This is a genomic window from Streptomyces sp. NPDC058401, assembly GCF_042722885.1.
Lineage (GTDB): Bacteria > Actinomycetota > Actinomycetes > Streptomycetales > Streptomycetaceae > Streptomyces.
The window spans coordinates 35,950-61,983 of record NZ_JBHXKA010000043.1 but is presented as its reverse complement, the minus strand read 5'-3'; the positions used below and the strand labels follow the sequence as shown (position 1 = coordinate 61,983).

Annotated in this window: 28 protein-coding genes and 1 tRNA gene; 15 read left to right on the top strand and 14 right to left on the bottom strand. The window is 73.2% G+C overall.

Features of this window, described 5'->3' with window-relative positions:
• Positions 1–146: 146 nt before the first annotated feature.
• The 4 genes from mshC to ACFWNV_RS18210 all read right to left on the bottom strand — a co-directional run bounded on the left by mshC (position 147) and on the right by ACFWNV_RS18210 (position 3,696).
• Positions 147–1,376, bottom strand: coding sequence for a cysteine--1-D-myo-inosityl 2-amino-2-deoxy-alpha-D-glucopyranoside ligase (gene mshC / locus ACFWNV_RS18225; protein ID WP_383947595.1), 1,230 nt, complete (start codon positions 1,374–1,376; stop codon positions 147–149).
• Positions 1,377–1,496: 120 nt separating this feature from the next.
• Positions 1,497–2,342 (bottom strand): SCO1664 family protein, encoded by an 846-nt coding sequence (locus ACFWNV_RS18220; RefSeq protein WP_383947591.1) that lies wholly within the window; start codon positions 2,340–2,342, stop codon positions 1,497–1,499.
• Positions 2,306–2,896, bottom strand: a complete 591-nt coding sequence (locus ACFWNV_RS18215; RefSeq protein WP_243333987.1) for a DUF3090 domain-containing protein — start codon at positions 2,894–2,896, stop codon at positions 2,306–2,308. The genes ACFWNV_RS18220 and ACFWNV_RS18215 overlap by 37 nt, the downstream gene beginning before the upstream one ends.
• Positions 2,897–2,973: 77 nt before the next feature.
• Positions 2,974–3,696, bottom strand: a complete 723-nt coding sequence (locus tag ACFWNV_RS18210; protein ID WP_383947588.1) for a histidine phosphatase family protein — start codon at positions 3,694–3,696, stop codon at positions 2,974–2,976.
• 62 nt (positions 3,697–3,758) lie between these two features.
• On the opposite strand from ACFWNV_RS18210, the gene corA reads away from it, so the two are divergent.
• A complete protein-coding gene (gene corA, locus ACFWNV_RS18205) occupies positions 3,759–4,742 on the top strand; it encodes a magnesium/cobalt transporter CorA (protein ID WP_383947586.1) in 984 nt (327 codons plus the stop codon).
• Positions 4,743–4,772: 30 nt separating this feature from the next.
• Here corA and ACFWNV_RS18200 read toward each other — a convergent pair whose 3' ends face one another.
• Both ACFWNV_RS18200 and ACFWNV_RS18195 read right to left on the bottom strand, forming a co-directional pair.
• Entirely contained in the window at positions 4,773–5,561 is a 789-nt protein-coding gene (locus tag ACFWNV_RS18200; protein ID WP_383947583.1) for a ferritin-like domain-containing protein, read from the bottom strand.
• A 213-nt stretch (positions 5,562–5,774) separates the two neighbouring features.
• Positions 5,775–6,824: an LLM class F420-dependent oxidoreductase gene (locus tag ACFWNV_RS18195; protein ID WP_383947580.1), complete on the bottom strand. Its 1,050-nt coding sequence runs from the start codon at positions 6,822–6,824 to the stop codon at positions 5,775–5,777.
• Positions 6,825–6,924: 100 nt separating this feature from the next.
• Here ACFWNV_RS18195 and ACFWNV_RS18190 point away from each other — a divergent pair, with 100 nt between their 5' ends.
• Both ACFWNV_RS18190 and ACFWNV_RS18185 read left to right on the top strand, forming a co-directional pair.
• A complete protein-coding gene (locus ACFWNV_RS18190) occupies positions 6,925–7,917 on the top strand; it encodes an aldo/keto reductase (protein ID WP_266876676.1) in 993 nt (330 codons plus the stop codon).
• A gap of 257 nt (positions 7,918–8,174) precedes the next feature.
• Positions 8,175–10,376, top strand: a complete 2,202-nt coding sequence (locus ACFWNV_RS18185; RefSeq protein ID WP_383947605.1) for a helix-hairpin-helix domain-containing protein — start codon at positions 8,175–8,177, stop codon at positions 10,374–10,376.
• Between the two features lie 90 nt (positions 10,377–10,466).
• On the opposite strand, the gene ACFWNV_RS18180 is transcribed toward ACFWNV_RS18185, so the two are convergent.
• Both ACFWNV_RS18180 and ACFWNV_RS18175 read right to left on the bottom strand, forming a co-directional pair.
• Positions 10,467–11,144, bottom strand: coding sequence for a hypothetical protein (locus tag ACFWNV_RS18180; RefSeq protein WP_383947577.1), 678 nt, complete (start codon positions 11,142–11,144; stop codon positions 10,467–10,469).
• 108 nt (positions 11,145–11,252) lie between these two features.
• Positions 11,253–11,489, bottom strand: coding sequence for a hypothetical protein (locus ACFWNV_RS18175; RefSeq protein ID WP_383947574.1), 237 nt, complete (start codon positions 11,487–11,489; stop codon positions 11,253–11,255).
• A 25-nt stretch (positions 11,490–11,514) separates the two neighbouring features.
• Between ACFWNV_RS18175 and ACFWNV_RS18170 the strand changes: the two genes are divergently transcribed.
• The gene (locus ACFWNV_RS18170) at positions 11,515–11,661 is read left to right on the top strand and encodes a hypothetical protein (protein WP_383947571.1); all 147 of its coding nucleotides are present in this window, start codon (positions 11,515–11,517) and stop codon (positions 11,659–11,661) included.
• Between the two features lie 69 nt (positions 11,662–11,730).
• Positions 11,731–11,919, top strand: a complete 189-nt coding sequence (locus ACFWNV_RS18165; RefSeq protein WP_243333977.1) for a DUF5703 family protein — start codon at positions 11,731–11,733, stop codon at positions 11,917–11,919.
• A gap of 40 nt (positions 11,920–11,959) precedes the next feature.
• Here ACFWNV_RS18165 and ACFWNV_RS18160 read toward each other — a convergent pair whose 3' ends face one another.
• The 3 genes from ACFWNV_RS18160 to ACFWNV_RS18150 all read right to left on the bottom strand — a co-directional run bounded on the left by ACFWNV_RS18160 (position 11,960) and on the right by ACFWNV_RS18150 (position 14,707).
• Positions 11,960–12,802 carry a chaplin gene (locus tag ACFWNV_RS18160; protein WP_383947568.1) on the bottom strand — a complete coding sequence of 281 codons (843 nt, stop codon included), beginning with the start codon at positions 12,800–12,802 and terminating at the stop codon, positions 11,960–11,962.
• A gap of 176 nt (positions 12,803–12,978) precedes the next feature.
• Positions 12,979–13,212 carry a chaplin ChpH gene (gene chpH / locus ACFWNV_RS18155; RefSeq protein WP_383947566.1) on the bottom strand — a complete coding sequence of 78 codons (234 nt, stop codon included), beginning with the start codon at positions 13,210–13,212 and terminating at the stop codon, positions 12,979–12,981.
• 169 nt (positions 13,213–13,381) lie between these two features.
• Entirely contained in the window at positions 13,382–14,707 is a 1,326-nt protein-coding gene (locus ACFWNV_RS18150; protein ID WP_383947563.1) for a M20/M25/M40 family metallo-hydrolase, read from the bottom strand.
• Positions 14,708–14,875: 168 nt separating this feature from the next.
• On the opposite strand from ACFWNV_RS18150, the gene ACFWNV_RS18145 reads away from it, so the two are divergent.
• Both ACFWNV_RS18145 and ACFWNV_RS18140 read left to right on the top strand, forming a co-directional pair.
• A tRNA-Leu gene (locus ACFWNV_RS18145) sits at positions 14,876–14,963 on the top strand.
• Positions 14,964–15,055: 92 nt separating this feature from the next.
• Positions 15,056–15,415, top strand: a complete 360-nt coding sequence (locus ACFWNV_RS18140; protein WP_383947561.1) for a zinc ribbon domain-containing protein YjdM — start codon at positions 15,056–15,058, stop codon at positions 15,413–15,415.
• Between the two features lie 67 nt (positions 15,416–15,482).
• On the opposite strand, the gene ACFWNV_RS18135 is transcribed toward ACFWNV_RS18140, so the two are convergent.
• Together ACFWNV_RS18135 and ACFWNV_RS18130 are read right to left on the bottom strand one after the other, a co-directional pair.
• Entirely contained in the window at positions 15,483–17,063 is a 1,581-nt protein-coding gene (locus tag ACFWNV_RS18135; RefSeq protein WP_383947558.1) for an APC family permease, read from the bottom strand.
• 102 nt (positions 17,064–17,165) lie between these two features.
• Positions 17,166–18,113: a hypothetical protein gene (locus tag ACFWNV_RS18130; RefSeq protein WP_383947555.1), complete on the bottom strand. Its 948-nt coding sequence runs from the start codon at positions 18,111–18,113 to the stop codon at positions 17,166–17,168.
• Positions 18,114–18,361: 248 nt separating this feature from the next.
• Here ACFWNV_RS18130 and ACFWNV_RS18125 point away from each other — a divergent pair, with 248 nt between their 5' ends.
• Positions 18,362–18,787, top strand: a complete 426-nt coding sequence (locus ACFWNV_RS18125) for an ASCH domain-containing protein (protein ID WP_383947552.1) — start codon at positions 18,362–18,364, stop codon at positions 18,785–18,787.
• A gap of 4 nt (positions 18,788–18,791) precedes the next feature.
• Here the strand turns inward: ACFWNV_RS18125 and ACFWNV_RS18120 are convergent, their stop codons facing one another.
• On the bottom strand, positions 18,792–20,447 hold the full coding sequence (locus ACFWNV_RS18120) for an FAD-binding dehydrogenase (protein ID WP_383947549.1): 1,656 nt from the start codon (positions 20,445–20,447) through the stop codon (positions 18,792–18,794).
• 82 nt (positions 20,448–20,529) lie between these two features.
• Here ACFWNV_RS18120 and ACFWNV_RS18115 point away from each other — a divergent pair, with 82 nt between their 5' ends.
• The 7 genes from ACFWNV_RS18115 to ACFWNV_RS18085 all read left to right on the top strand — a co-directional run bounded on the left by ACFWNV_RS18115 (position 20,530) and on the right by ACFWNV_RS18085 (position 25,919).
• Positions 20,530–21,141, top strand: coding sequence for an NUDIX hydrolase (locus ACFWNV_RS18115; protein ID WP_383947547.1), 612 nt, complete (start codon positions 20,530–20,532; stop codon positions 21,139–21,141).
• A 24-nt stretch (positions 21,142–21,165) separates the two neighbouring features.
• Complete coding sequence (locus ACFWNV_RS18110) at positions 21,166–21,564, top strand: YidH family protein (protein WP_383947544.1); 399 nt, start codon at positions 21,166–21,168, stop codon at positions 21,562–21,564.
• A gap of 7 nt (positions 21,565–21,571) precedes the next feature.
• A complete protein-coding gene (locus ACFWNV_RS18105; protein ID WP_383947541.1) occupies positions 21,572–21,913 on the top strand; it encodes a DUF202 domain-containing protein in 342 nt (113 codons plus the stop codon).
• Between the two features lie 218 nt (positions 21,914–22,131).
• The gene (locus ACFWNV_RS18100) at positions 22,132–22,428 is read left to right on the top strand and encodes a hypothetical protein (protein ID WP_383947539.1); all 297 of its coding nucleotides are present in this window, start codon (positions 22,132–22,134) and stop codon (positions 22,426–22,428) included.
• A gap of 78 nt (positions 22,429–22,506) precedes the next feature.
• Positions 22,507–23,418 (top strand): MBL fold metallo-hydrolase, encoded by a 912-nt coding sequence (locus ACFWNV_RS18095; RefSeq protein ID WP_383947536.1) that lies wholly within the window; start codon positions 22,507–22,509, stop codon positions 23,416–23,418.
• Between the two features lie 199 nt (positions 23,419–23,617).
• Positions 23,618–24,679, top strand: a complete 1,062-nt coding sequence (locus tag ACFWNV_RS18090) for a phosphotransferase family protein (RefSeq protein WP_383947533.1) — start codon at positions 23,618–23,620, stop codon at positions 24,677–24,679.
• 10 nt (positions 24,680–24,689) lie between these two features.
• The gene (locus tag ACFWNV_RS18085; RefSeq protein WP_383947531.1) at positions 24,690–25,919 is read left to right on the top strand and encodes an acyl-CoA dehydrogenase family protein; all 1,230 of its coding nucleotides are present in this window, start codon (positions 24,690–24,692) and stop codon (positions 25,917–25,919) included.
• The last annotated feature ends 115 nt before the right edge of the window (positions 25,920–26,034 follow it).

Below are 26,034 nucleotides of genomic sequence, written 5' to 3'. Positions count from 1 at the left end.
TAGCCGTGTGCGGGGGGCGGGGCCGGGGGTTTTTCCCCCCGCCCCGCCCTTTCGCCGTTTCCCGGGGCTCCGCCCCGGACCCCGCTCCTCGAACGCCGGAGGGGCTGGAGTTGCCTGACGGCAATCCAGCCCCTCCGGTCGGTTGCTTACAGCGCTACGCCCAGCAGGGCGTCGACCGTGCGGGACACGAGGCCCGGGGCCGACTCGTCGTCGCCGTCGGAGACGAGCTGGCGCTCGACCCAGCGGTCCACCGCCGCGAGGGCGGCAGGGGCGTTCAGGTCGTTCGACAGGGCCTCGCGGACCTCTTCGACCAGGTCGTCGGCCGGGATGCCGTCGGGGCGGGAGACGGCCGCGCGCCAGCGCTCCAGGCGGGCCACCGCCTCGGCGAGGACCTCGTCGGTCCACTCCCAGTCCGCGCGGTAGTGGTGCGAGAGCAGGGCCAGGCGGATCGCCGCCGGGTCCACTCCGGCGCGGCGCAGCGCCGATACGAAGACCAGGTTGCCCTTGGACTTCGACATCTTCTCGCCGTGCAGCGCGACCATCCCGGCGTGTACGTACGCCTTGGCCATCGGGAACTCGCCCGTCAGGACCTGGGCGTGCGAGGCGCCCATCTCGTGGTGCGGGAAGGCCAGGTCGGAGCCGCCGCCCTGGATGTCGAAGGTCATCCCCAGGTGGTCCAGGGCGATCGCCACGCACTCGATGTGCCAGCCGGGCCGGCCGCGGCCCAGCGAGCCGCCGTCCCAGCTCGGCTCGCCCGGGCGGGCGGCCATCCACAGCATCGGGTCGAGCGGGTTCTTCTTGCCCGCGCGGTCCGGGTCGCCGCCCCGCTCGGCCGACAGCAGCCGCATCGCCTCGGCGTCGAGGTTGGAGACCTTGCCGAAGTTGGGGTCGGACTCCACCGAGAAGTAGACGTCGCCGTCCAGCTCGTAGGCGGCGCCCGCGTCCCGCAGCCGCTCGACCAGCGGCACGATGCCGGGTATGGCCTCGACGGCGCCGATGTAGTGCTGCGGCGGCAGCATCCGCAGGGCGGTCATGTCCTCACGGAACAGGGCGGTCTCGCGTTCGGCGAGCTCGGTCCAGTCCTGGTTGTCGCGCAGGGCCCGCTCCAGCAGTGGGTCGTCGACGTCCGTGACGTTCTGGACGTAGATGACCTGCCGCTTGGTGTCGAGCCACACGCGCTGCACGAGGTCGAACGCGTTGTAGGTCGCCGCGTGACCGATGTGCGTCGCGTCGTACGGGGTGATCCCGCAGACGTAGATACGGGCGACGGGACCGGGGGCGAGGGTGATCGCCGCTTGGGTCGCGGTGTCGTGGATCTGGAGGTCGCGGCCCTTGCCAGGCAGGGCGGGGACCTCAGAAGCGGGCCAGGCATGCATGACTCGAGCCTAACCGGACAGGTGTTCCTCAAACGAACCGGACCTGCACTGTTGTCCTGATCGGCGCTCTTGCGCCATGGCCGGTTCTGTGCGTGTGGCGTGCTGCGGGCCCCTGCCCGGTCAGACGGGCGGCCACGGGATCGAGGGCCACTGTCCCGAGGGCTGCGGATGCTTCCCGGTGCCCAGCAGCAGGGCCACGCGGGCCCGTACGGCGGCCACCTCGGCGGTGGTGAGGAGTTCGGCCAGTCGGGTGGCGAGGGGCTGCCCTGCGGCCAGTGCGGCCTCCAGGGCGGTCAGTACGGCTCCCGCTTCGCCGGTCAGCGGCTCCCCCGCCCAGCCCCAGAGCAGGGTGCGCAGTTTGTCCTCGGTGTGGAAGGTCACTCCGTGGTCGATGCCGTAGAGCCTTCCGCCGGGGGCGGGCAGCAGGTGGCCGCCCTTGCGGTCGCCGTTGTTGATCACGGCGTCGAGGACGGACATCCGGCGCAGCCGTTCGTCGTCGGCGTGCACGAGGAGCGCGGTGCGGCCCTCGCCGACCTCGGCGAAGGCGACGGGCTTCCAGCCCTCCCCCGCTTCCTCGCCGTCCACGAGGGCGAGCAGCTCCGCCTCCGGGGACTCCCCCGTCTCGATCCACTGCTGGACCATGCCCTCGCCGTACGGTCCGTCGCGCAGCACGGTCGGGGGCACCAGCCCCCAGCCGGTGGCCTCGGAGACCAGGTACGCGGCGACCTCGCGCTGGGCGAGGTTGCCGTCGGGGAAGTCCCACAGCGGGCGCTCGCCCTTGACCGGTTTGTACACGCAGTCGGTGCTCGCGCCCCCGTGGGTGACGGTGCACAGCAGGACGGCGTTGGACGCTTCCCGGATCCGGCCGACGACGGTGAGTTCCCCGTGGGCCAGCAGTGCTTCCAATTCCGGCGTTCCCCCCGTGGCGTTCACGCCTGGCGCCGGTAGCCGTTCTGGCGCGGGCACACGTGCCCTTCCGGGTCCAGCGGGAGGCTGCACAGGGGGCACGGCGGCCGGCCCGCGTTGACCACGTCCAGGGCCCGCTTGGTGAAGGCCCGGGCCTGGGCGCCGGTGAGGCGGACGCGCAGCATCGGCGGTCCGTTCTCCTCGTCCTGGAGGAGGCGCTCCTCGGCCTCGGCGAGGTCCTCCTCCGAGTCGGCGTCGAGCTCCACGAGGGCCTGCGCCTCGACGATCATGCGCTGGTCCTCGCCGTCCCAGGCCAGGGCCATGGTGCCGACGCGGAACTCCTCCTCGACGGGAACGTCCAGGGGGGCGGTGTCGGTCGCCTCGGCGGGGGCCACGGCCGGGACGGGGGCATTGCCCCCGGTGCGCCGTACGACCTCGTCCAGCAGCTCTTCCATCCGCTCCGCGAGCGCCGCCACCTGGGTCTTCTCCAGGGAGACGGAGGTGACGCGGGGGCCGGTGGAGGCCTGCAGGAAGAACGTACGGCGTCCAGGCAGGCCGACCGTGCCGGCCACGAAACGGTCCGGTGGGTCGTAGAGGAACACCTGACGGGGCACGTCCAGTCTCCAAGCGTCGGCGGCAGGGGCAGGGCTGCGCCCATGGGTTGGCCCGTCCACCCTACTGCGCCATTCGATCACACCGCGCCCGCACCGCCCCCTACGACCGCCTCGCCGCCCGCTTCCGCGCCGTCCGGGGCGTCCGCGGCGTCCGGCGAGGGGCGCTCGCGGGGGGCGAGGGAGGCGAAGTCGCCGGTGTCGCCGAGCCGGAGCAGGAAGGGCCGGGTCGGGGTGTAGCGGATCGCGGTGACCGAGCAGGGGTCGACGTGGATCCGCTGGAAGAGGTCCAGGTGCATGCCGAGGGCGTCCGCGACAAGGGACTTGATGATGTCGCCGTGCGAGCACATCAGGTACACGGCGTCGGCGCCGTGCTCCTCCTCGATCCGCGCGTTCCAGTCGCGGACGGCGTCCACGGCGCGGGCCTGCATGGCGCGCATGGACTCGCCGCCGGGGAAGGCGGCGGCGGAGGGGTGCTGCTGGACGATCCGCATCAGCGGTTCTTCGGACAGTTCGGAGAGTTTGCGGCCCGACCAGTCGCCGTAGTGGCACTCGCCGATCCGCTCGTCGGTGTGCAGCGGGAGACCGGGGCGGGCCGCGAGCAGCGGGGCCAGGGTCTCGGCGCACCGCTCCAGCGGGCTGGAGACGGCGGCGGCGAGGGGCACGTCGGCGAGCCGCCCGGGCAGCGCGGCGGCCTGTGCGGCTCCGTGCTCGTCGAGGCTCACCCCCGGGGTCCATCCGGCGAGCAGCCCTGCGGTGTTGGCGGTGGACCGCCCGTGTCGTACGAGGATCAGCGTGGCCATGGCAGAAGGGTATGCGGTGGCGCCGGTGTGCGGTCTGGGCCGGGGCAGGGAACAATGCGCGAGTGATTGTGGACTGCGCCATGTACCGCGAGGGCCGCCGCTCCGAGGCGCCCGACGACTTCTCCGATGCCCTCGACGAGGCGCGGGCCACCGGTGACGCCTTCCTCTGGGTGGGCATGCACGAGCCGACCGAGAAGGAATTCGAGCACGTCAGCCAGGAGTTCGGGCTGCACCCGCTGGCGGTGGAGGACGCGCTGACCGCGCACCAGCGGCCGAAGATGGAGGTCTACGACGATTCGCTGTTCGTGGTCCTGAAGCCGGTGCGGTACGACGACGCCTCGGACACGGTGACCACGGGCGAGCTGATGGTGTTCATCGGCGACTCCTTCGTCGTCACGGTCCGGCACGGCGAGGGGGCCGCGCTGGCCGCCGTACGGCACCGGCTGGAGCAGGATCCCGAGGTGCTCAGGCACGGCCCCACGGCGGTGCTGTACGCGGTCTCGGACGCGGTGGTGGACCACTACATCGAGGTGGCCGCCGAGCTCCAGGCGGACCTGGAGGAGCTGGAGGCGGAGGTCTTCTCGCCGAACCCCTCGGACAGCAAGAACACCGCCGCGCGGATCTACGGGTTCAAGCGGCAGGTCCTGGAGTTCCGCCGGGCCACGAGTCCGCTGCTCCAGCCGATGGACCGGCTCGCCTTCGGGAACGTGCCCTTCGTGCACGAGCACGCCCAGCCGTTCTTCCGTGACGTCGCCGACCACCTGACGAAGGCGAACGAGTACATCGAGGGCCTGGACCGGCTGCTCTCGGACGCGCTGGCCGCGCACCTGGCGCAGATGGGCGTCCGGCAGAACGACGACATGCGCAAGATCTCGGCCTGGGCGGCCATGGCGGCGGTGCCGACCATGGTGGCGGGGATCTACGGGATGAACTTCGAGCACATGCCGGAGCTCAGCCACCGCTGGGGCTATCCGCTGGTGGTGCTGGTGATGGTGGCCCTGTGTCTGGGCCTGCACCGGATGTTCAAGCGCCGCGGCTGGCTGTAGGCGGGCGGCGGGGCTCCGGACCGGGCGGCCCTATGCGAACTCGGGCGCCGAGGTCGGCTGGCCGCCCAGGGGGTTGCTCCGCTCCGGCGGGTGCAGGTCGACCATGCGGCGCCAGCCGCTGAACCGCTCGTACGCGTACGTCGCGCGGATCCCGGCGGCCAGCGCGGCCGCCTTCGGCGCGGGCCAGCCCAGGAGCCGCCCCATGTGGTCCATGACCGCGAGGCTCACGTCCCGGTAGACGGCGATCTCGGCGAGCGCGCACTCGCGCAGCACCCGGTGGATGGTGCGGGCGTGGCCGGCGCGGGCGAGGCGGAGCAGTTCCTCGTGGCAGTAGGCCAGATGGCTGTCCTCGTCCGCGCTGATCATGCGGATGGCCTTGCCGAGCTCGGGGTCGTCCCCGAAGTGCCGGACGAGCATGACCATCTGGTCGGCGGCGCGCTGTTCGGTGACCCGGCTGTGCGCGAGGTAGACGACGATGTCCTCCTCGCTCAGGGACCGCTCGCCGCGCAGCTTCTCGTGGCTCAGGCCGATGCCGCGCCGCTCCAGCAGCATCGTGTAGTCGGCCTCCGGCGGGACGGGCACGGGCGGCAGGCCCCGCTTGCGGAGCAGCGCGTTGAAGATCCGGCCGTGTTTGTCCTCGTCGGCGCCGTGCCGGGTGATCTTGGGCGCGAGGTCGCGCATGGAATCGGGCACGAGCGCCGCGATCCGTGCGTTCTCCCAGCCGCCCTGGGATTCGCCGCCGGCGGCGATGGAGCAGAACAGCTGGAAGGAGGCGTCGTGGTCGACGATCTCCCGGAACAGGCTGCGCGCAGAGAGCATGCGTCGAGTCAAAAGCCGATTCACCGGCCGGGCAACCGGATGCGGCCCGCGGCTCGGCCGAATGAACGACTGGGACCGGTGGCCGCGGGGGCGTAACCCCACGGCCGCCCCGCGCGTTGTTGGCTGTGTCGGCCGTGGCGGGGAAGACCCCCCGAGCCCCCACCACGGCCGCAGACCTTTCCTTCTCCACGCCGGATTCCGTCCGGCAGCCGCTCAGGCCAGGCCGGCGAGCTCCATGGCCTCGACGCCGGCCCGCAGGGCGGCGGTGCGCTCCTCCAGGGTGAAGCCGGCCGGGGCGAGCGTCAGGGTGGTGACCCCGGCCTCCGCGTAGGCCTTCATGCCGTCGGCGATGCGCTCCACGGAGCCCAGCAGGGTGGTGGAGTCGATCAGCGAGTGCGGGATCGCGGCGGCCGCGCCCTGCTTGTCGCCGGCCAGGTACTTGTCCTGGATCTCGGCGGCTTCCTTCTCGTAGCCCATGCGCTGGGCCAGCTGGTTGTAGAAGTTCTGCTTGCGGCTGCCCATGCCGCCCACGTACAGGGCGGTGTACGGGCGGAACATGTCGGCGAGCGCGTTCACGTCGTCGCCGAGGGCCAGCGGCACGGTCGGGCAGACGTCGAAGCCGTCCATCGTCAGCCCGGCCTTCTCGCGGCCCGCCCGGATGTGGGTGAGGGCGGTGGCCTCCAGGTGCTCGGCGGCCGGGAAGATCAGCAGGGCGCCGTCGGCGATCTCGCCGGTCTGCTCCAGGTTCTTGGGTCCGATGGCGGCGATGTAGAGCGGGATGTGCTCGCGCTCGGGGTGCACGGTCAGCTTGAGCGGCTTGCCCGGTCCGCCGGGCAGCGGCAGCGTCCAGTGCTCGCCCTCGTACGACAGCCGTTCGCGGGTCATCGCCTTGCGGACGATCTCCACGTACTCGCGGGTCCGCGCGAGCGGCTTGTCGAACTTCACGCCGTACCAGCCTTCGGACACCTGCGGTCCGGAGACGCCGAGGCCGAGGCGGAAGCGGCCCTTGGTGAGGGAGTCGAGGGTGGCGGCCGTCATGGCCGTCATGGCGGGCTGGCGGGCCGGGATCTGCAGGATCGCGGAGCCCACGTCGATGCGCTCGGTCTGGGCGGCGACCCAGGCGAGCACGGTCGGCGCGTCGGAGCCGTAGGCCTCCGCGGCCCAGCAGACGTCGTAGCCGAGGCGGTCGGCCTCCTGCGCGACGGCCAGGTTGTCGGCGTCCATGCCAGCGCCCCAGTAGCCGAGATTGATGCCGAGCCGCATAAGTCGTCCCCTTACCGGTTTACCGATCAGTAACGTAGGTCTGCGGGGACTGTAGCGCGCCCGGCCGTCCCGCGTCAGTGCCGCAGTAGTCTCAGCCCTCATGGAGCAGAGGCATCTCGGCCGCACCGGACTGCGCGTCTCCCGGATCGGTCTCGGCACCCTGACCTGGGGCCGGTCGGCGGACGGACCGGACGAGGCGGAAGCGGCCGCGCAGTTGAAGACGTTCTGGAACGCGGGCGGCACGCTCGTGGACACCGCCGACGTGTACGGGGGCGGTGAGGCGGAGTACCTCCTCGGTCAGTTGATCGGTTCCGTGGTCCCGCGGCGGGACCTGGTGATCGCGACGAAGGCGGGCGGGGTCGCGGATCCGGACCGCCGTTTCGACGCCTCGCGCGGCCATCTCCTCGCCGCCCTGGACGATTCCCTGGCCCGGCTGGACACGGACTACGTCGACCTCTGGCAGGTCCACGCCTTCGATCCCTGGACCCCGCTGGAGGAGACCCTCCAGGCGCTGGACATCGCGGTGAGCAGCGGGCGGGCCCGGTACGCGGGCGTGTCGAACTTCAGCGGCTGGCAGCTCGCGAAGGCGGCGACCTGGCAGCTCGCGGCGCCCGGAGTACGGACCCGGCTGGCATCGACGCAGATGGAGTACTCCCTCCTCCAGCGCGGCGTGGAGCGGGAAGTGGTCCCGGCGGCCCTGGACCTGGGCCTGTCCCTCCTCCCTTCCTCCCCGCTCGGCCGGGGCGTCCTGACGGGCAAGTACCGGGCGGGCACCCCGGCGGACTCCCGGGGCGCCTCGGAGACCCTGGCCGCGTTCGTGGACCCCTACCTCGACGAGGCGGCGAGCCGCATCGTGGACGCGGTGGCCACGGCCGCCCACGGCCTCGCGGTGACCCCGCTCCAGGTCTCCCTGGCCTGGGTCCGCGACCGCCCCGGGGTGGCCGCGCCGATCGTCGGCGCGCGGACGTCGGCGCAGCTCGGGGCGGCCCTGTCGGTGGAGGCCCTTAGTCTTCCGGAGGAGATCCGCCAAGCGCTGGACGACGTCTCGGCGCCCGTCCACCGCTACCCCGATCAGGACTGGAGCACCTTGTGAGCGACACCGCCGCCGCCGACGCCGCCCCCGCGGAGGCCCCGGCGCCCGCCGCTGCCACCGCCCCGAAGACACCGCCCCCCGCTTCCGAACCCCCCAAGACCGAGCCCGACACCCCGACCCCGACCCCCGAGGACACCGCTGCCGGCGACACCTCGGGCGAAGCCGGGAGCGACGAGGGCGCGGCCGACGCTGACGCCTCCGGCGAGGGCCCCGCCGACGCGGACGGCTCCGGCGAAGCCGGGGAGCCCGGAGCGGACGTGGCCGACGCCGACGCCGAGGGTGCGCCCGTCGCCTCCGGCGGAGCCGGGGAGCCGGACGGGGGGCCGGGGGCGGAGCCCCCGGTTTCGGGAAGGGGCGGGGTGGGGGAAAGCCCCGCAGGGCCCGGCACCGACGAGGAGCCGGAGACGGCCGACGGGACCGGCACGGACGAGGAGTCGGGGACGGCCGACGGGACCGGCACCGACGCCCCCGCGGGCGCGGCCGCCGAGGCCACGCCCCAGCTCAGCGAGGCCGCCGCGGAACTGGCGGCCCAGAAGATCGAGCGGGAGCGCATCGCCCGCCGCAAGGCGGAGCGCGAAGCCCCCGTAGAGGCGGGCGCCAAGCTCAGCGGCAGGGCCGCCGACCTGCTGGCCGCCGTACGGGCCGTGGAGAGCGGCGGCAAACCCCCGGCTGTGTTCGACGCGCCCCCGGCGCCCCGCCGGCCGGAGCCCGCCCAGGCGACCGCGCAGGCGCCCGCCCCGGCGCGCACCCCCGCCCCCGCCCCCGCGCCGCAGGCGGACGCGGACGCCCCCTCCCCCGACGCCGTCCAGGCGGTCCGCGCCGTCCTGGCCCGGGGCGGGGCCCCCGAGTCCCTGGCTCCGCAGACCGCCGCCGTCCTCGGCGAGGACGCCGCCGCGCAGCTCGCCGAGTCCCCCTGGCGGCTGCTGGCCGTCGCCGGGGTCCGCCCGACGCAGGCGGACGGCTTCGCCCGGGCCCTGCTCGGCGGCGAGGCGACCGGTCCCGGGGACGAGCGGCGGGCCGCCGCCCTGGTGGGCTGGCTGCTGGCGCAGGCCGCCGCCAAGGGCCACACCGTGCTGGAGGCTCCCACCCTGGAGTCGGCTCTCGCCCAGTACGGCGTACCGGACCCCGCGGAGGCCCTGGAGGCGGCCGTCGCCGAGGGCGCCGCGCTGGCCTTCGAGGAGCCGGTCGGTCCGCCCGTCGGTGAGGACGAAGAGCAGCCCGTACGGATCCTGGTGGGCCTGGAGGGCTCCGCCATGGCCGAGGAGAGCCTCGCCGAGGGCCTGGCCCGGCTCGCCAACACCTTCACGGACCCCGCCGACTGGGACAAGGCCGCCACCGGCACCGGCGCCGAGCTGATCCGCGCCGCGGCCGGGCACGGCCTGGTCGCCCACACCGGCGGGGAGGCCGCCCGCGCCGAGCCCCGTGCCCTGTTCGCGGCCGCCGGGGAGTTCGGCCTGCGGGTCTGCCTGGCCGCGCACGCCCCGGCGGAGGGGGCCGTCACGGTGGCGGGCCTGCTGGCCGGCGCCGAGGGCCCGGGCCGGGACGCGGACGGGCAGTTCGCACTGGACCTGCTCATCGTGCTGGACGCCCCGCAGCTGGACGTGGAGACGGCCGCCCTGCTGGTGGAGTCGGTCCCCGACGGGGCCCGCCTGGTGCTGTCCGGGGACCCCGCGGTGCTCGGTTCCGCCGGTCCCGGCCGGGTGTTCGCCGATGTGCTCGCGGCCCGTGCCTGCCCGCAGTTGGTCTCCCGGGTCCCGGATCCGGGACCGATCGGGGAGCTGGTCTCGGGCGTCGGGGTCGGGGAGCTGTACCAGGTGGACGCCCCCGGCAAGGAGGTCGTCATCGTCCCGGTCCGCGACGCCGGGGAGGCGGTGCACCGCACCGTGCAGCTGGTGGCCGAGTCGGTGCCCCGCGCGTTCGGGATCCCGGCGGACGCCGTCCAGGTGATCACGCCCGGCCACGGCGGCCCTGCGGGCACCCGCGCGCTCAACGCGGCCCTCAAGGAGCGGCTGAACCCGGGCCCCGGCCGGTTCGGCGGTTTCGACCCCGGTGACCGGGTGGTCCACGTGCCCTCGGCCGGGCGGGCGCTGCCGGCCCGGGTGGTGTCGGCGGACGCGCAGGGGCTGCACCTGGCCGGAGCCGCGGGCGCGCGGATCGTCGTACCGAAGGAGCGGGTGGAGTCGCAGGTGCGGCACGGCTGGGCCGTGACGGCGCACCAGGCCGTCGGCTCGCGCTGGCCGGCCGCGGTCGTCGTGCTGCCCGGGGACGCGGCTCAGGCCCTGTCGCGGGACTGGGTGTACACGGCCTTCGGCCGGGCCGAGCGGCACCTGTCGGTGGTGCACGGCGTGGACCAGGCCCTGCCGCGCGCGGTCGCGGAGGTCCCGGCGAAGCCCCGTACGACCCGGCTGACGGCTCTGCTGCGGGCACTCGTGGAGTCGGCGGCCGCGCAGCCCGAGTAGGACCCGGGGAGCAGCGGACGCGCCGCGGCCCCCGTCCCGGGTGGGACGGGGGCCGCCGTGCGTTCCGTACGAGGTGTCGCGCGGGCGGGGTCAGGCCGTGGTCAGGCCCCGCTCGGCCGGCGTGCCGTCCCCGGCGTCCTCGTCGTCACCCTCGTCACCGTCGCCGTCTTCTTCCTCGTCGAAGACCGAGCTGACGTCGAACCGGTGCATCACGTCCTGCGGATCGATGTGCGTGAAGGGCGACCCGAGCCACTCCCCCGGTTCCGCGATCTCCTCCGAAGCGGCGATCCACAGCGTGGAGTCGCCCTCCTCCAGCCCGAAGTCCTTGGCGCGGGAGGCGATTTCATCCGGCTCGTACTCGCCGAAGAGCACGCCGAGCGCGTCGGCGGTGCCGCCGTCGTGGGCGAGTTCGGCCTCGCGGTCGTGCGCGACGACCCGTTCGGCCTGGGCGATCAGGCGGGCCGGTTCGACGACGGCGTAGTCGCGGCGGATGAGCACGCTGAAGGCGGCGGGTTCGGCGGGGCCGGTGTACGGGAGCCCGTCCTCGGGAGTGGGAATCTCGAACGGGGTGACCTCGTCGTAGCGGTCGTAGAGGAGCTCGTCGAACTCCTCGGCGGCAGCGGCGAGTTCGTTGAACGCGGCGTAGACGTCCGGATCATCGTCCCCGATCCTGCTCTCGACCGCGGCGAGGTGACGGTCGAGCGCGGCCTTGACCGCCTCGGCGGCGGCGCGTACCTCGGCAACAGTGGGCAGAGCGGCATCAGACATAGTGCAGACGCTATCCGTAGCGGGGCTCTGCCCGCACGCGGAATGCGAGTGAGTTCCCGGACACCCGCCCTGGTCCGGGCCGACCGGCGCCGCGTCCAAGAGGGCCGCTCAGGAGCGGAGCGCGGCCTGCGGGTCCGTGTTCAGGCCATCGGCGCATCCCACCATGAGGGAGTCCATGCGGGGCTGGTCGGGGTAGAGGTCACGCAGGACTTCGGCCTTCCTGCACTGCGCCAGGTCGTCCACGTAGTCGTTGGTGGTCTTCACGTAGTGGCGCTGACCCCAGTTCCACCCGCGCCGGTACGCGTCCACAAGCGGTCCGGCCTCGACGGCGTGAGTCACGGTCACGGTGGGAATCGGCTGAGGAGTACCGGTGGAGCATCCGGTGGCGAGGGTGGCTATGCAGACGAAGGCGGCGGTTTGGATTCTCAACGCGGTCCCGTTCGTGATCGTGATCCTGGTGACGGTCGCCAGTTCAGCACGTCAGGGCCCGGTACCGCGCTCGGTGTTCAGCCTGTGAACAGGGGCCCGCCGCCCGGTGCAGGCGCTTCACGGGCGATCCCTTGACACCCCGAGCAGAATGGATGCGATGCCGGAATACGAATTTGTCGACCTGTACGTGCCCCGTGGGGTTCCACGTCAGGAAACGACCCGCCTGCTGACCGAACACGCCGAGTACGGGCACTGGGAGCTCGACCGGCTGACCCTGCTTCGGGACGGCAGTCGCCGCGTGCGACTGCGCCGCCGGATCATCCGCCAGGTCCGCGCGACCTGGTGACGCGGGTCCCGGAGGGCGGGACCCGCGTCATGAGGAACCGTCAGGCCGCGCTGCGCGCCCGGCGGTAGAGCACGGAGCCGGCCAGCAGCATGCCCGCGGCCAGGGGCAGTCCGGCGGCGAGGACGTCACCGGAACCCGTGGCGGCGAGTCCCCCGGCCGGGGCCGAACCGGTGCCGGTGCCGGTCCCCTGGGCGGGGTGCGGGTGCGTCACCGGGGTCACCGATCCGGTGCCGGGACCCGTACCGGGGCCCGAGCCGGGGCCGGTGGGAGTCCCGGGCTGCTGCTGCCCGGGCCCCGGACCGCCGGGGGTGCCGTTGCCGTTGCCGCCGGGACCGCCCGGGTTCCCGTTGCCGCCGGGGCCGTTCGGATTGCCGTTGCCGCCGGGTCCGTTCGGATTGCCGTTGCCGCCGGGTCCGCCCGGGTTCCCGCCGTCGCCGGGACCATCCGGGTTCCCGTGACCGCCGGGACCGCCTGGGTGCTCCGGGTGGTCCGGGTGTTCGGGGTTGCCCGGGTGCTCCGGGTTGCCCGGGTGTTCCGGGTGCCCCGGTCCGGTGTCCTCGTCGCACGGTTCGTGCGGGGTGCCCGGGTGTTCGGGGTGGTCCGGGTGCTGCGGGCGGCCCGGGCGGCCCGCGTTGTTCGTGCAGTGGTTCCCGAAGGCCGGGTTCAGGGCCCCCACCACCGTCACCGTGTTCCCGCAGGCGTTCAGCGGCGCGTCCACGGGTGCCTCTAGGGCGTTCCCGGACAGCAGTCCCGGTGAGTGCGCGGCACGGCCGGTGGCGCCGGAGTCCGCGTGTGCGTAGCCCCCTCCGAGCGCGAGCAGACCCCCCGCGGCCGCCATGGTGATCAAGGTCTTCCTGCCGGTGACCTGTACCTGTCGTCGCATCTGTACTTCGTCCCCTGGTGTGTGCGTCGTGCACGCGCACGCACGTGCACGCCCGGTCGGCGCACAGGCCGCACAGGCTCCCCCGCCTGGTACGCCGAAAGATCGTCATCGGGCCCGTAAAACCCGGCAGCCCCGGAGCGCTGGAATGCGCTCCGGGGCCGAGAACTTCAGATACGTCAGGCGTTGACGCAGGTGTTGCCGAAAGCCGGGTTCAGCAGGCCGATCACGGAGATCGAGTTACCGCAGACGTTCACGGGAACGTGGACCGGAACCTGGACGACGTTGCCGGACAGGACACCGGGCGAACCGATGGCCGCACCCTGCGCACCCGCATCGGCGACAGCCAGACCCGCACCCGCGAGAACCAGACCACCGGTGACAGCCGCAGCGGCGGCAACCTTCTTGAGCATTGTTCCTCCTAGTAGGCAAGCGCGGTCCCAGCCGCGGACCGCACCACCTGTAACGAGGAGGGATCACCGGGGCTACGAGCGTATGAGCGCATTCACTCTTCTCAGTGGATTCCGCACACCTTCCCGATTCCCGGGCGTTAGGTACGCCCCGCTCCGTCTTCCGGCCGCCTCAGGACTCGTCGATGAACCGGTCGAGCACCCGCACGCCGAACTTCAGGCCCTCCACCGGCACCCGCTCGTCCACGCCGTGGAACATCCCGGCGAAGTCCAGCTCCGGCGGAAGCTGGAGCGGCGCGAAGCCGAAGCAGCGGATGCCGAGGTCGTCGAAGGACTTCGCGTCCGTACCGCCGGAGAGCATGTACGGGACCGCGCGGGCGATCGGGTCGTGCGCCTTCAGGGCGGTCTGCATGGCGTCCACGAGCCTGCCGTCGAAGCCCGTCTCCAGCGCCTTGTCCGCGTGGACGTCCTCGCGCTTCACGCGCGGCCCGAGGATCCGGTCGAGGTCGGCGAAGAACTCCTCCTCGTAGCCCGGCAGGAAACGGCCGTCCACGTGGGCGGTGGCCTGGCCGGGGATGACGTTGACCTTGTAGCCGGCGCCGAGCATGGTCGGGGCGGCGGAGTTGCGCAGGGTCGCGCCTACCATCTTGGCGATGCCGCCGAGCTTGGCGAGCGTGGCGTCCATGTCGTCGGGGTCGAGCGGGGTGCCCAGCGCGTCCGAGAGCTCGTCCAGGAAGTGCCGGACGGTCTTGGTGACCCTGACCGGCCAGGTGTGGCGGCCCAGGCGCCCGACGGCCTCGCAGAGCTCGGTGATGGCGTTGTCGTTGTTGGTCATCGACCCGTGGCCCGCGGTGCCCTCCACCGTCAGGCGCATCCAGTGCATGCCCTTCTGGGCGGTCTCCACCAGGTACAGCCGCAGGTTCTCGTTCACGGTGAAGGAGAAGCCGCCGACCTCGCCGATCGCCTCGGTCACGCCCTCGAAGAGCCCGGGGTGCTTGTCGACGAGGTACCGGGCGCCGTAGGTGCCGCCCGCCTCCTCGTCGGCGAGGAAGGCCAGCACGATGTCGCGCGGGGGCTTGCGGCCGCTGCGCATGCGGTCGCGCACGACGGCCAGCGTCATCGCGTCCATGTCCTTCATGTCGACCGCACCGCGGCCCCACACGCAGCCGTCGGCGATCTCGCCCGCGAAGGGGTCGTAGGTCCAGTCGGCGGCGTTGGCCGGAACCACGTCGGTGTGCCCGTGGATCAGCAGCGCCGGCCGCGAGGGGTCCTCGCCCTCGATGCGCGCCACGGTCGAGGCGCGTCCCTTGTGCGATTCGAAGATCTGCGGTTCCAGCCCGACCTCGGCGAGCTGCTCGGCGACCCACTCGGCCGCCTTGCGCTCGCCGGGGCCCGAGTGGTCCCCGTAGTTGCTGGTGTCGATCCGGATGAGGTCCCGGCAGAGGTCGACGACCTCGTCCTCGCCGGTGACGTTCCTGCCCGCGCCCGATTCGCTCACGCTGCTTCCTCCCACTGATCAGTACCGAACTGACTCCATCCTCGCGCCCCGGGCCGCTTCCCCCAAGGGCGATCCCCGGCCGCAGGGGGGTGTGATCGAGGACCCCGGAATGTTTGGTAATGTTTTCCACGTCGGAACGGCCCGCGAGGGACGCGAGACAGACACCTTGTCCGGGTGGCGGAATGGCAGACGCGCTAGCTTGAGGTGCTAGTGCCCTTTATCGGGCGTGGGGGTTCAAGTCCCCCCTCGGACACCAAGCGAAAACCCCACTTCACGTGGGGTTTTCTGCGTTTGGCAGCAGTTTCGGCGCGGACGATCCCGGCAGGCGGTTCGGGATATTCTGTCCGGGTGAACGAGAATCTTCCGCCTTGTCCGAAATGTTCCTGCGAGTACACCTACGAGATGAACGCGCTCGTGGTGTGTCCCGAGTGCGGGCACGAGTGGGTGCCCGCCGAGGGGGGTGCCGAGGGGGACGGGGGCGGCGGGGAGCCGGTGGTGAAGGATGCCGTCGGGAACGTGCTGAGTGACGGTGACACCGTGACCGTGGTCAAGGCGCTCAAGGTCAAGGGCAGTCCCTCGGGGATCAAGGCCGGGACCAAGGTGCGCAACATCCGGCTCATCGACGGGGTCGACGGGCACGACATCGACTGCAAGATCGACGGCTTCGGGGCCATGCAGCTGAAGTCCAGTGTGGTCAAGAAGGCCTGAGCCGTAGCCGGATGTACGAAGAGGGGCCCCGCTGTGGCGGGGCCCCTCTTCGAGTCCGGTACGGGTGTCAGGCGCGCGGGGCGGGGATCGGGTCCTCGGCCGACTCCGCGGCCTGGTCGAGGCGGAAGGCCTCGTTGCCCAGGCCTATGCGGGCGTGCACCGCGGGGCGGCCGGAGCGCAGGAAGAGTCCGTACGCCAGGCCCACGAGGGCGGCGGCGGCGATGATGCCGGGCAGGGCCCAGCTCAGCGCGGAGCCCTCCGCGGCGCCGACCAGGACGCCGAAGTCCTTCACCGTGTAGACGGCGATGGCGAGCAGTGCGAGGCCGGCGAGGCCCGCCGAGCCGAGTCGCCAGAGCTGGGCGCCGGCGGTGCCGCGGCGGACGAAGAAGGCGATGACCGCGAAGGAGGCGGTGGCCATGAGGAGGGTCACGCCGAGGGCGCCGACGCTGCCCATCCAGGTGAACAGGTGCAGGACGGGCACGGTGGGGTCGCCGGCCGGGGTGTCGTCGGTGAAGGCGAAGGCCAGGACGACCACGACGGAGATCACGGTCTGCAGGAGCGAGCCGGTGGCGGGGGCGCCGGTGCCCGCGTTGGTGCGGCCGAAGGCGGACGGGAGCAGGCCCTCGCGGCCCATGGCGAAGGCGTAGCGGGAGACGACGTTGTGGAAGCTGAGCATCGCCGCGAACATGCCGGACACGAACAGGACGTGCAGGACGTCGGTGAAGGTGGTGCCCAGGCGGCTCTCGGTGAGCTGGAAGAGCAGGCCGGGGCCGGCCTCGGCGGAGGCCTTGACCACCTCTCCGGGGCCGGTGGCCACGGAGAGGGCCCAGGCGCTGAGGGCGAAGAAGAGGGCGACGAAGCCGACGGCGAGGAACATCACCCGGGAGACGACGATGTGCGGCTTGCTGGTCTCCTCGGCGTACACCGGGGACTGCTCGAAGCCGACGAAGGCGGCGATGCAGAAGCACAGGGCGGTGCCCAGGCCCGCGCCGGTGAGGGTCTCGGGGTTGAAGGCGTGGAGGGAAAGGCCTTCGGGGCCGGGCTTGCCGAGGGCGGCGACGTCGAAGACGACGACGAGGAGGACCTCGATGAGCAGGAGGACGCCGAGCACCTTGGCGTTGAGGTCGATCTTCAGCCAGCCGAGCGCGCCGGTGAGGACGACGGCGGCCAGGGCCGGTATCCACCAGGCGAGTTCGGTGTCGAGGTAGGTGGCGAAGAGGCCGGAGATCTCGAAGCCGAGGATGCCGTAGACGCCGACCTGCATGGCGCTGTAGGCGACGAGGGCGACGTACGAGGCGCCCGCGCCGGCGGTGGGGCCGAGCCCGCGCGCGATGTAGGCGTAGAAGGCGCCGGCGTTGTGGACGTGGCGGCTCATCTCGGCGTAGCCGACGCTGAAGAGGGCGAGGACGGCGCCGAGGATCACGAACAGCAGGGGCTGTCCGACGATGCCCATGACCCCGAAGGTGGTGGGCATGACGCCCGCGACGACCATCAGGGGCGCGCTCGCGGCGAGCACGGAGAGCAGCAGGCCCGCGGTGCCGAGGCGGTCGGCGCGCAGGGCGCGGTCCTGGCCCTTGTACGTACGGATCTCGGCCTGGCCGGCCTGGCCGGCCGGGTCGGTGAGCGTGGTGGATCTGCCCGTCGGCATGGCGGGTGTCCTTTCGGGGCGGGGACTGGGCGGCACGTGCTGGGCTGAGCGGACGTACTGAGCGGTGCTGAGCGGGACGTGTCGAGCGGGGCCGGGCTGGGGTCAGGCGGTGCCGAGCGCGGCGCTGCGTGCGGCGAGGAAGGCCTTGTGCGGGTCGCGGTCCGGGTAGGACCAGGGGGCCTGGGTGGCGTGGCTGCCGATGCGCTGGAAGAGGGCGGCGGCCTCGGCGGGGCGGCCCTCGCAGAGCTTGGCGTGGGCGAGGAAGTTGAGGTCCACCCGGTTGCGGGGGTGGTCCTCGCGCTCCCACTCCAGCCACCAGTCGAAGGCGGAGCGCAGTACCTGGCGGGCGCGGCGGCCGGACCAGTGCTCGGCTCCGGCGTCGGGGCCGTGGCCCTGCCCGGCGGCGAGGACGCGGTAGCGCTCGGCGTGGGCGATGACGGGGAGGACGGCGAGCGGGGAGTCGGCCGGGGACTCCTCGGCGGCCCAGGCGGCGAAGTCGTAGACCTCGTGGAGCGGGTCGTGGCCGGCGGCGGGGGCCCGTTCGGCCAGTCGGGAGACCATCAGGTGGTGGGCGTGGTGGTGTTCGCGGTGGCGGGCCCGGACCTGGTCGAAGTGGCGGCTGAACTCCTCTTCGGTGCCGAAGGCGCGGGTGAGGAGCAGCAGGCCGAGCCAGGGGGTGGGGTCGGCCGGGAGCAGGGCCGCGGCGCGCCGGCAGGCCTCCTCGGCGGCCTCGGGGGTGCCCTTGCGGCGCAGGGCGCCGAAGACGGCCGCGCAGGCGAGGAGGGTGACGGCGTCGGCGCTCTCCGGTTCGGCGAGGAGCCATTCGCGCGCCCAGGCGGTGGCGGCCGGGGTTTCGGCGAGGACCACGAGGCGGTGTCCCCGGCGGTCCCAGTCGTCCCCGGTGGCGACCAGGAGGGAGCGGGCCTTGGCCCAGCGGCCCTGGGTGAACTGGGCGCGGACGTCGACGAGTTCCGTGTCGCAGAGGGCCGGGTCGAAGAGCTGGGCGTCCCGCTTGCGGGCGCGGCCGAGGGGCGGCGGAGGGGGCGACATCCGCGGGTTTCCCTCCAGGACGCGGGCGGTTGGACGGTTTGGCTGGAAGATCACGCACAGCAAAGCGGTAGGCACAGCTCCGCGTCAAGGTCCAGTCCACCGGGTGGCTCGTTTCAACTGGTCTTCCGAGCGGCCGAGTTGGCGGCCTTGTTCCGGTTCGCGGCATGTTTCCGGCGGGACCTGTCCCGGGCCGGTCCGGGGCAGTCCGGGCCGGTCCGGGTGGTGCGCAGGACCGTAGGCCGGGATCCATGACGAGCCGCGCGGACCTTCCCCCCGGGGAGTTCGCCTTCCCGGGGCCGCTGCGCGACCAGCTGGTGGCGGCCGTCCTGAGCGGCGCCGAGACGACGACCACGGGAGTCCCGGCCGACCACGAGGCGGCCGGGGACCCGCCGCCCGTGGCGGGCGAGCGGATGCCGGTCGTGGACTCCGCGGGACGTCCGGCGGGTGTCCCGGAGGTGACGGACGTACGGGTCCTGCGGCTCGCGGACGTGGACCCGCGGCACGCGCCGGCCGAGGGCGGGGGATTCGCTTCAGTGGCCGAATGGCGCTCCGTGCACGAGGAGTTCCGGCAGGGACCGCAGATGCGGGAGGCCGCCGGCGACCCGCGGTTCACGGTCGACGACGACACCCCGGTCGTGGCGGAGCGGTTCCGCCCGGTGACCCGCCCGCCCTAGGGGGTCAGGCGACGGCTGCGGCCGCCGCGCGGCCGGCGGCCCGGCCGGAGAAGATGCAGCCGCCGAGGAACGTGCCCTCCAGGGCCCGGTAGCCGTGGACCCCGCCGCCGCCGAAGCCGGCGGCCTCGCCCGCCGCGTAGAGGCCCGGGAGGGGTTCTCCCGTGGCGGTCAGGACGCGGGAGGAGAGGTCGGTCTCCAGGCCGCCCAGGGACTTGCGGGTCAGGATCGAGAGCCGGACGGCGATCAGCGGGCCGGCCGCGGGGTCCAGGATCCGGTGCGGGGCGGCGGTGCGGATCAGCTTGTCGCCGAGGTACTTGCGGGCGCCGTGGATCGCGGTGACCTGGAGGTCCTTGGTGAAGGGGTTGGCGATCTCCCGGTCGCGGGAGACGATCTCGCGGCGGACGGTCTCCTCGTCGAGGAGTCCGTCCTTGGTGATCGCGTTCATGCCGCGCACCAGCGCGGAGAGGTCCTTCTCGACCACGAAGTCGGCGCCGTTGTCCATGAAGGCCTTCACCGGGCCGGGGACGGCCTGGCGCGCCCGGTCGATGACCCCGCGGACCGACTTGCCCGTCAGGTCCGGGTTCTGCTCGGACCCGGAGAGCCCGAACTCCTTGCCGATGATGCGCTGGTTGAGGACGAACCAGGTGTGGTCGTGCCCGGTCTTCATGATGTGGTCGAGGGTGCCGAGGGTGTCGAAGCCCGGGAACAGCGGTACGGGCAGCCGCTTGCCGGTGGCGTCCAGCCAGAGCGAGGACGGGCCGGGCAGGATGCGGATGCCGTGCTTGGACCAGATCGGGTTCCAGTTCTCGATGCCCTCGGTGTAGTGCCACATCCGGTCCTTGTTGATGTGGCTGGCGCCCGCCCCCTCCGCGATGCCCAGCATCAGGCCGTCCACGTGGGCCGGGACCCCGGAGAGCAGCCGTGCGGGCGGGGTGCCGAGGCGGGCCGGCCACTGGGCCCGTACGAGCTCGTGGTTGCCGCCGATGCCGCCGGTGGTCACGATCACGGCCTGGGCGCGCAGCGAGAACTCCCCGGTGGCCTCGCGGCCGCTGGCGGTGCCGCGCACGGCGTCGGAGGGGGCCAGGACCTCTCCGGTCACGGTGTCGAGGGTGCCCGCGGTACGGGACAGCCCGGTGACCCGGTGGCGGAACTTCAGCTGGACCAGCCCGCGGGCCACCCCGGCCCGGACCCGGCGTTCGAAGGGCTCCACGAGGCCGGGGCCGGTGCCCCAGGTGATGTGGAAGCGGGGGACGGAGTTGCCGTGGCCGTTGGCGTCGTAGCCGCCGCGCTCCGCCCAGCCGACGACGGGGAAGAAGCGGACGCCCTGGGCGTGCAGCCAGGGGCGCTTCTCGCCGGCCGCGAAGTCCACGTAGGCCTCGGCCCAGCGGCGCGGCCAGGCGTCCTCCTCGCGGTCGAAGCCGGCGGTGCCGCTCCAGTCCTGGAGGGCCAGCTCGCGGGTGTCCTTGATCCGCATGCGGCGCTGTTCGGGCGAGTCGACGAAGAACAGGCCGCCGAAGGACCAGTGGGCCTGGCCTCCTATGGACTGTTCGGGCTCCTGGTCGAGCAGGATGACCTTGCGGCCGGCGTCGACGAGCTCGGCGGTGGCCACGAGGCCCGCGAGCCCGGCCCCGATCACGATCACGTCTGCGTCGTACGTCATGTGGAACCCGTCCTCCGTCGGTGGTGGGGCGATCCTTTGCTACGGAGCGGTAACCAGTCAACAGGAGCGGAGGGATCACGGCATGAGCGCGGCCGACGAGGTACTGGACGTGGTGGACCGGGAGGACCGGGTGACGGGGCGCGCCCCGCGGGGCGAGGTGTACGCGGCCGGGCTGATCCACCGCTGCGTGTTCGTGCTGGCGAGGGACGGGCAGGGGCGGATCTTCACGCACCGGCGGACGGACTCGAAGCTGGTCTTCCCGTCGTTCTACGACATGTTCGTGGGCGGGGTGGTCGGCGCCGGGGAGAGCTACGCGCAGGCCGCCCTGCGGGAGGCCGAGGAGGAGCTGGGGGTGTCGGGGCTGGGGCGGCCCGAGCCGCTGTTCAAGTTCCTGTACGAGGGCCCGGGCGGGGCCTGGTGGAGCTACGTGCACGAGGTCCGCTGCGAGCTGCCGGTCCGGCCGCAGGTCTCGGAGGTGGCCTGGCACGCGTGGCTCCCCGAGGAGGAGGTGGCGCGGCGGGTCGCGGATGGCTCCTGGCCGTGGGTGCCGGACGGGCTGGAGGCGTACCGCAGGCTGCTGGAGTTCCGGGGCGCGGGTCCCGGTGGTACCGGGGCTGCTCAAGGCGACGGGTCCGGTCCGGACGGCGGCGGGGCCGCTCCGGACAGGGGCGGGTCCGCTCCGGGGGCCGCCTGAGCAGGACGCCAGTAGATTGGGCGGGTGATCGACTTCGTCAAGGACGTGCGGCTGTGGTTCGCACCGGCACGCGTGAGGGACGAGGGCGAGACCCCCGACTACCGCTTCTCGCTGGCCAACGAGCGGACCTTCCTGGCCTGGATCAGGACCGCCCTGGCCCTGATCGGCGGCGGGTTCGCCGTGGACCAGTTCCTGCCCGACCTGCGGTGGGCGGTGCGCGTGGCGATGGCCTTCGCGCTGCTCGCCGTGGGCGCTGCCTGCGCGCTGCGCGCGGTGAACCACTGGGTGCGGTGCGAGCGGGCGATGCGGCGCGGCGAGGACCTGCCGATGTCCCGGTTCCCGGTGGTACTGAGCCTGGGGGTCGGGCTGGTCGCGGTGGCGATGGTGGTCGTGGTCCTGCTGGGCTGGACGAAGGGGCGGTGACGGGGCGGTGAGCGCCCCGGCCGACGCCGCCGACCGCGAGGGCCCCCGGGGCCGCGACGCGGGGCTGCAGCCCGAGCGGACCCGGCTCGCGTGGCGGCGTACGACCCTGTCCTGCGCGGTGGTGGCCGTACTGGCCCTGCGGCAGGCCCTGCACGGGTCCGGCTCCCTGGTGGCGGTGTGCGGGGTCGCGGTGATCGCGCTGCTCTGGCTGGCCTTCACGGGGGTGGCGCACCGGCGGGTGCGGGAGCTGACGGCGGCGCGGCCGGCCGGACTGGCGGTGGGTGTGGCGCTGGCCACGGCGGCGTGCACGGTGGGCCTCGCGGTGTGCGCGGTGGCGCTCATGGTGTGAGTCCCCGGTCCCCCGTCCCGCGTCCCTAGTCCCCCGTCCCCGGTCCCCCGTCCCCGGTCCCGATGCCGACCGGCCCGCGCCCGGCGGCCGACCGGCCCGCGCCCGGCGGCCGACCGGCCCGCGCCCCGTCGGCCGTTGGACCGGCCTTTCCCGACATACGCCCCTAATGGCGGACACATCGGTGGATTCAGGGTGTACCTCCACTATCCTCGGCCGTCATGACGACCATGCACCAGGAACACCCCACGCACGAGCACTCCCACGGCGCCGACTGCGGCCACACCCCGGTCCAGCACGGTGACCACGTCGACTACGCGCACGACGGCCACCTGCACCGCGAGCACGGCGGCCACTGGGACGAGTGCGAGCCCGCCGGTCACGCCGAACACTCCGCCCACGCGCACGCGCACGGCACGGACTGCGGGCACGAATCCGTCCAGCACGGCGATCACGTCGACTTCCTGCACGACGGGCACCGGCACGCCGAGCACGACGGTCACTACGACGACCACTGACGCACCCTCCCCTCCCCCCGCGGCCCGGTGACTGGCAGGATGCCGAAAGCCCGTCACCGCGACCCGGGGAGAGCGCAGATGCCCGCCGAAGAGCCGTACCTCGTCCAGCCCGCACCCGGGGTCTTCGCCTACGTGCAGCCGGACGGCGGCTGGTGCCTGAACAACGCCGGCTTCGTGACCGGCGGCGGCCGGACGCTGCTCGTCGACACGGCGGCCACCGAGCGGCGGGCGCTGGCCCTGCGCGCGGCCGTACTGGCCGCCGGGGCGCCGCTCCCCCGCACGGTGGTCAACACCCACCACCACGGGGACCACACCTACGGAAACGGCGTGTTCGCCCCGGAGGCGCTGGTCCTGGGGCACGAGAACGCCCGGTCCGAGCAGATCGCCGCCGGGCGCCAGCTGGAGCTGATCTGGCCGGCGACCGATTTCGGCGCGCTGGACCTCACCGCGCCCGATCTGACGTACCGCGACCGGATGACCGTGTACGTCGGGGAGACCGAGGTACGGGTCCTGCACCCGGGCGTCGCGCACACCACGGGCGATTCCATCGTCTGGCTGCCCGAGCAGCGGATCGTCTTCACCGGTGACCTGGTCTTCGCCGAGGGCACGCCGTTCCTGGCGATGGGCTCGCTGGCCGGTTCGCTGCGGGCGCTGGAGCTGCTGCGCTCGCTGGGCGCGGAGACGGTCGTGCCGGGACACGGCCCGCTGACGGATCCCGGCGCGTACGAGGCCACCGAGCGCTACCTGCGGTACGTGGCCGAGCTGGCCCGGGAGGGCCTCGCGAAGGGGCTGACCCCGCTGGAGGCGGCCCGGGAGACCGATCTCGGGGAGTTCGCCGGCTGGCGGGAGAGCGAGCGGCTGGTGGCGAACCTGCACCGGGCGTACGCGGAGCTGGCCGGGGAGCCCGAGGGGGTTCCGCTGGACATCCTGGCGGTGCTGCGGGACATGACGGTGATGAACGGCGGAACGCCGATCCTCTGCCACGCCTGACCGGGCGGGACGCCGATCCTCTGCCACGCCTGACCCGGCGGGGCCCCGGTCCTACGCCACGCCTGACCCGGCGGGGCAGGGCCACGCGGGGCGGACCCGTGCACTCCGCACCCTCCACCCACTGGACGGCATACCGACTGGTCGGCATGATGGTGCGCGTCCGTTCCGTCGTCGTCAACTCCGCACGGAGGCGCGCACCATGACCTCAGCCCCCTCCCCCGCCCCTCCCGGCCCGCGCGGGCTCGATCTGGAGCGGCTGCGCGGCCATCTCGACCGGGCGCTGCCGGGCCTCGTGGCCGGGCCGCTGACCGGCCGGCTGATCGAAGGCGGCCGCTCGAACCTCACGTACGAGGTGGGCGACGGGAGCTCCCGCTGGGTGGTGCGCCGGCCGCCGCTGGGGCACGTACTGGCCACCGCGCACGACATGCGGCGCGAGCACCGGGTCATCGCGGCGCTGCACGGCACCGCGGTGCCGGTGCCCGGGGCGCTGCTGCTGTGCGAGGACGAGGCCGTGCTGGGCGCGCCGTTCTACGTGATGGAGTACGTGGACGGGGTGCCGTTCCGGACGGCCGAACAGCTCGCCGCGATCGGCCCCGAGCGGACCCGGCGGGCGGTGCTGGGCCTGGTGGACACCCTGGTCGAGCTGCACGCCGTGGACCCCGGGGCGGTGGGCCTGGGCGACTTCGGGCGGCCCGAGGGGTTCCTGGACCGGCAGCTGCGCCGCTGGGGCAAGCAGCTCGCGGCGTCGCGGGGGCGGGAGCTCGCCGGGATCGACGAGCTGCACGGAGCCCTCGGGCGCGCCCTGCCCGGCTCCCCCGCGCCGACGGTGGTGCACGGGGACTTCCGGCTCGACAACGTGCTGGTCGGAGCGTCCGCGTCCGGCACCGATGAGATCCGGGCGGTGCTCGACTGGGAGATGTCCACGCTGGGCGATCCGCTGACGGACCTCGGGCTGCTGGTGATGTACAGCTCCGACCTGGGGCTGACCGACTCCCCGGTCAGCACGACCAGTGCGGCTCCCGGCCATCCGGCGCCCGCCGAGCTGATCGAGCGGTACGCGGCCCGCTCGGGCCGGGACGTCTCGCAGGTCGCCTGGTACACGGCCTTCGCCTGGTTCAAGCTCGCCGTGATCCTCGAAGGCATCCACTACCGCTTCACGCTCGGGCAGACCGTCGGCGCGGGCTTCGACCGGATCGGCGAGCTGGTCCCGGTCTTCATCGAGCACGGTCTGACCACACTCCGGCAACCGCACGAAGGCTGAGGAACCCCCGATGGACTTCGCATTCGACGCCCGCACCGAAGAACTCCGCGGACGGCTCCTCGCGTTCATGGAGGAACACGTCCACCCGGCGGAAGCCGTCGCCGCCGAGCAGCGCGCCCGGCTGGCCTCGCCCTGGGACACCCCGGCCGTGGTGGGTGAGCTGAAGGCCGAGGCGCGCCGCCAGGGGCTCTGGAACCTCTTCTTGCCGGATGCCGAGTACGGCGCCGGGCTGACGAACCTCCAGTACGCCCCGCTCGCCGAGATCACCGGGCGCAGCCCGCACCTGGCGCCGACGGCCACGAACTGCGCGGCCCCGGACACCGGGAACATGGAGCTGCTCTCGCAGTTCGGGAACGAGGAGCAGAAGAAGCAGTGGCTGGAGCCGCTGCTGGCCGGGGAGATCCGGTCCGCGTTCGCGATGACCGAACCGGACGTGGCCTCCTCGGACGCCACGAACATCGAGACCCGCATCGAGCGTTCCGCGAGCGGCGACGGGGCCGACGAGTACGTGATCACGGGCCGCAAGTGGTTCATCTCCGGAGCCATGAACCCGGACTGCAAGATCTTCATCGTCATGGGCAAGACCGACCCCGGGGGCGCCGATCCGCGCCGCCAGCAGTCCATGATCCTGGTCCCCCGGGACACTCCGGGGGTCGAGATCCGGCGCGCGATGACGGTGTACGGGTACGAGGACCACGACCACGGCGGCCACGCCGAGGTCGTCTTCGACGGGGCCCGGGTCCCGGCGGGGAACCTGATCGGCGAGGAGGGCGGCGGCTTCGCCATCGCCCAGGCCCGCCTCGGGCCGGGGCGGATCCACCACTGCATGCGGCTCATCGGCATGGCGGAGCGGGCCATCGAGCTGATGTGCCGGCGCGCGGTGGGCCGTACCGCCTTCGGCAAGGAGCTGGCCGCGCAGGGCGTCGTACAGAACTGGATCGCGGACGCCCGGGTCACCGTGGAGCAGCTGCGGCTGCTGGTGCTGAAGACGGCCTGGCTGATGGACACGGTCGGCAACCGGGGGGCGCACACCGAGATCCAGGCCATCAAGATCGCGACCCCGCGGGCGGTGGTGCGGATCCTGGACGACGCGGTGCAGCTGCACGGCGCGGGCGGGGTGAGCCAGGACTTCCCGCTGGCCGAGCTGTGGGCGGCGGCCCGGACGCTGCGCCTGGCGGACGGACCGGACGAGGTGCACCAGCGCTCACTGGCACACCGGGAGCTGAAGCGGTACCGCTGACCTGCCACGGCGGCCGGCCCGGACCGGCCGTGGGCGCGGCCGCGGGCCCCCCGGACCCCGGGGGTCCCCGCGGGGCGCGGGCGGCCCGCCCCAGGGGGGGGGATTTAAAAAAAAA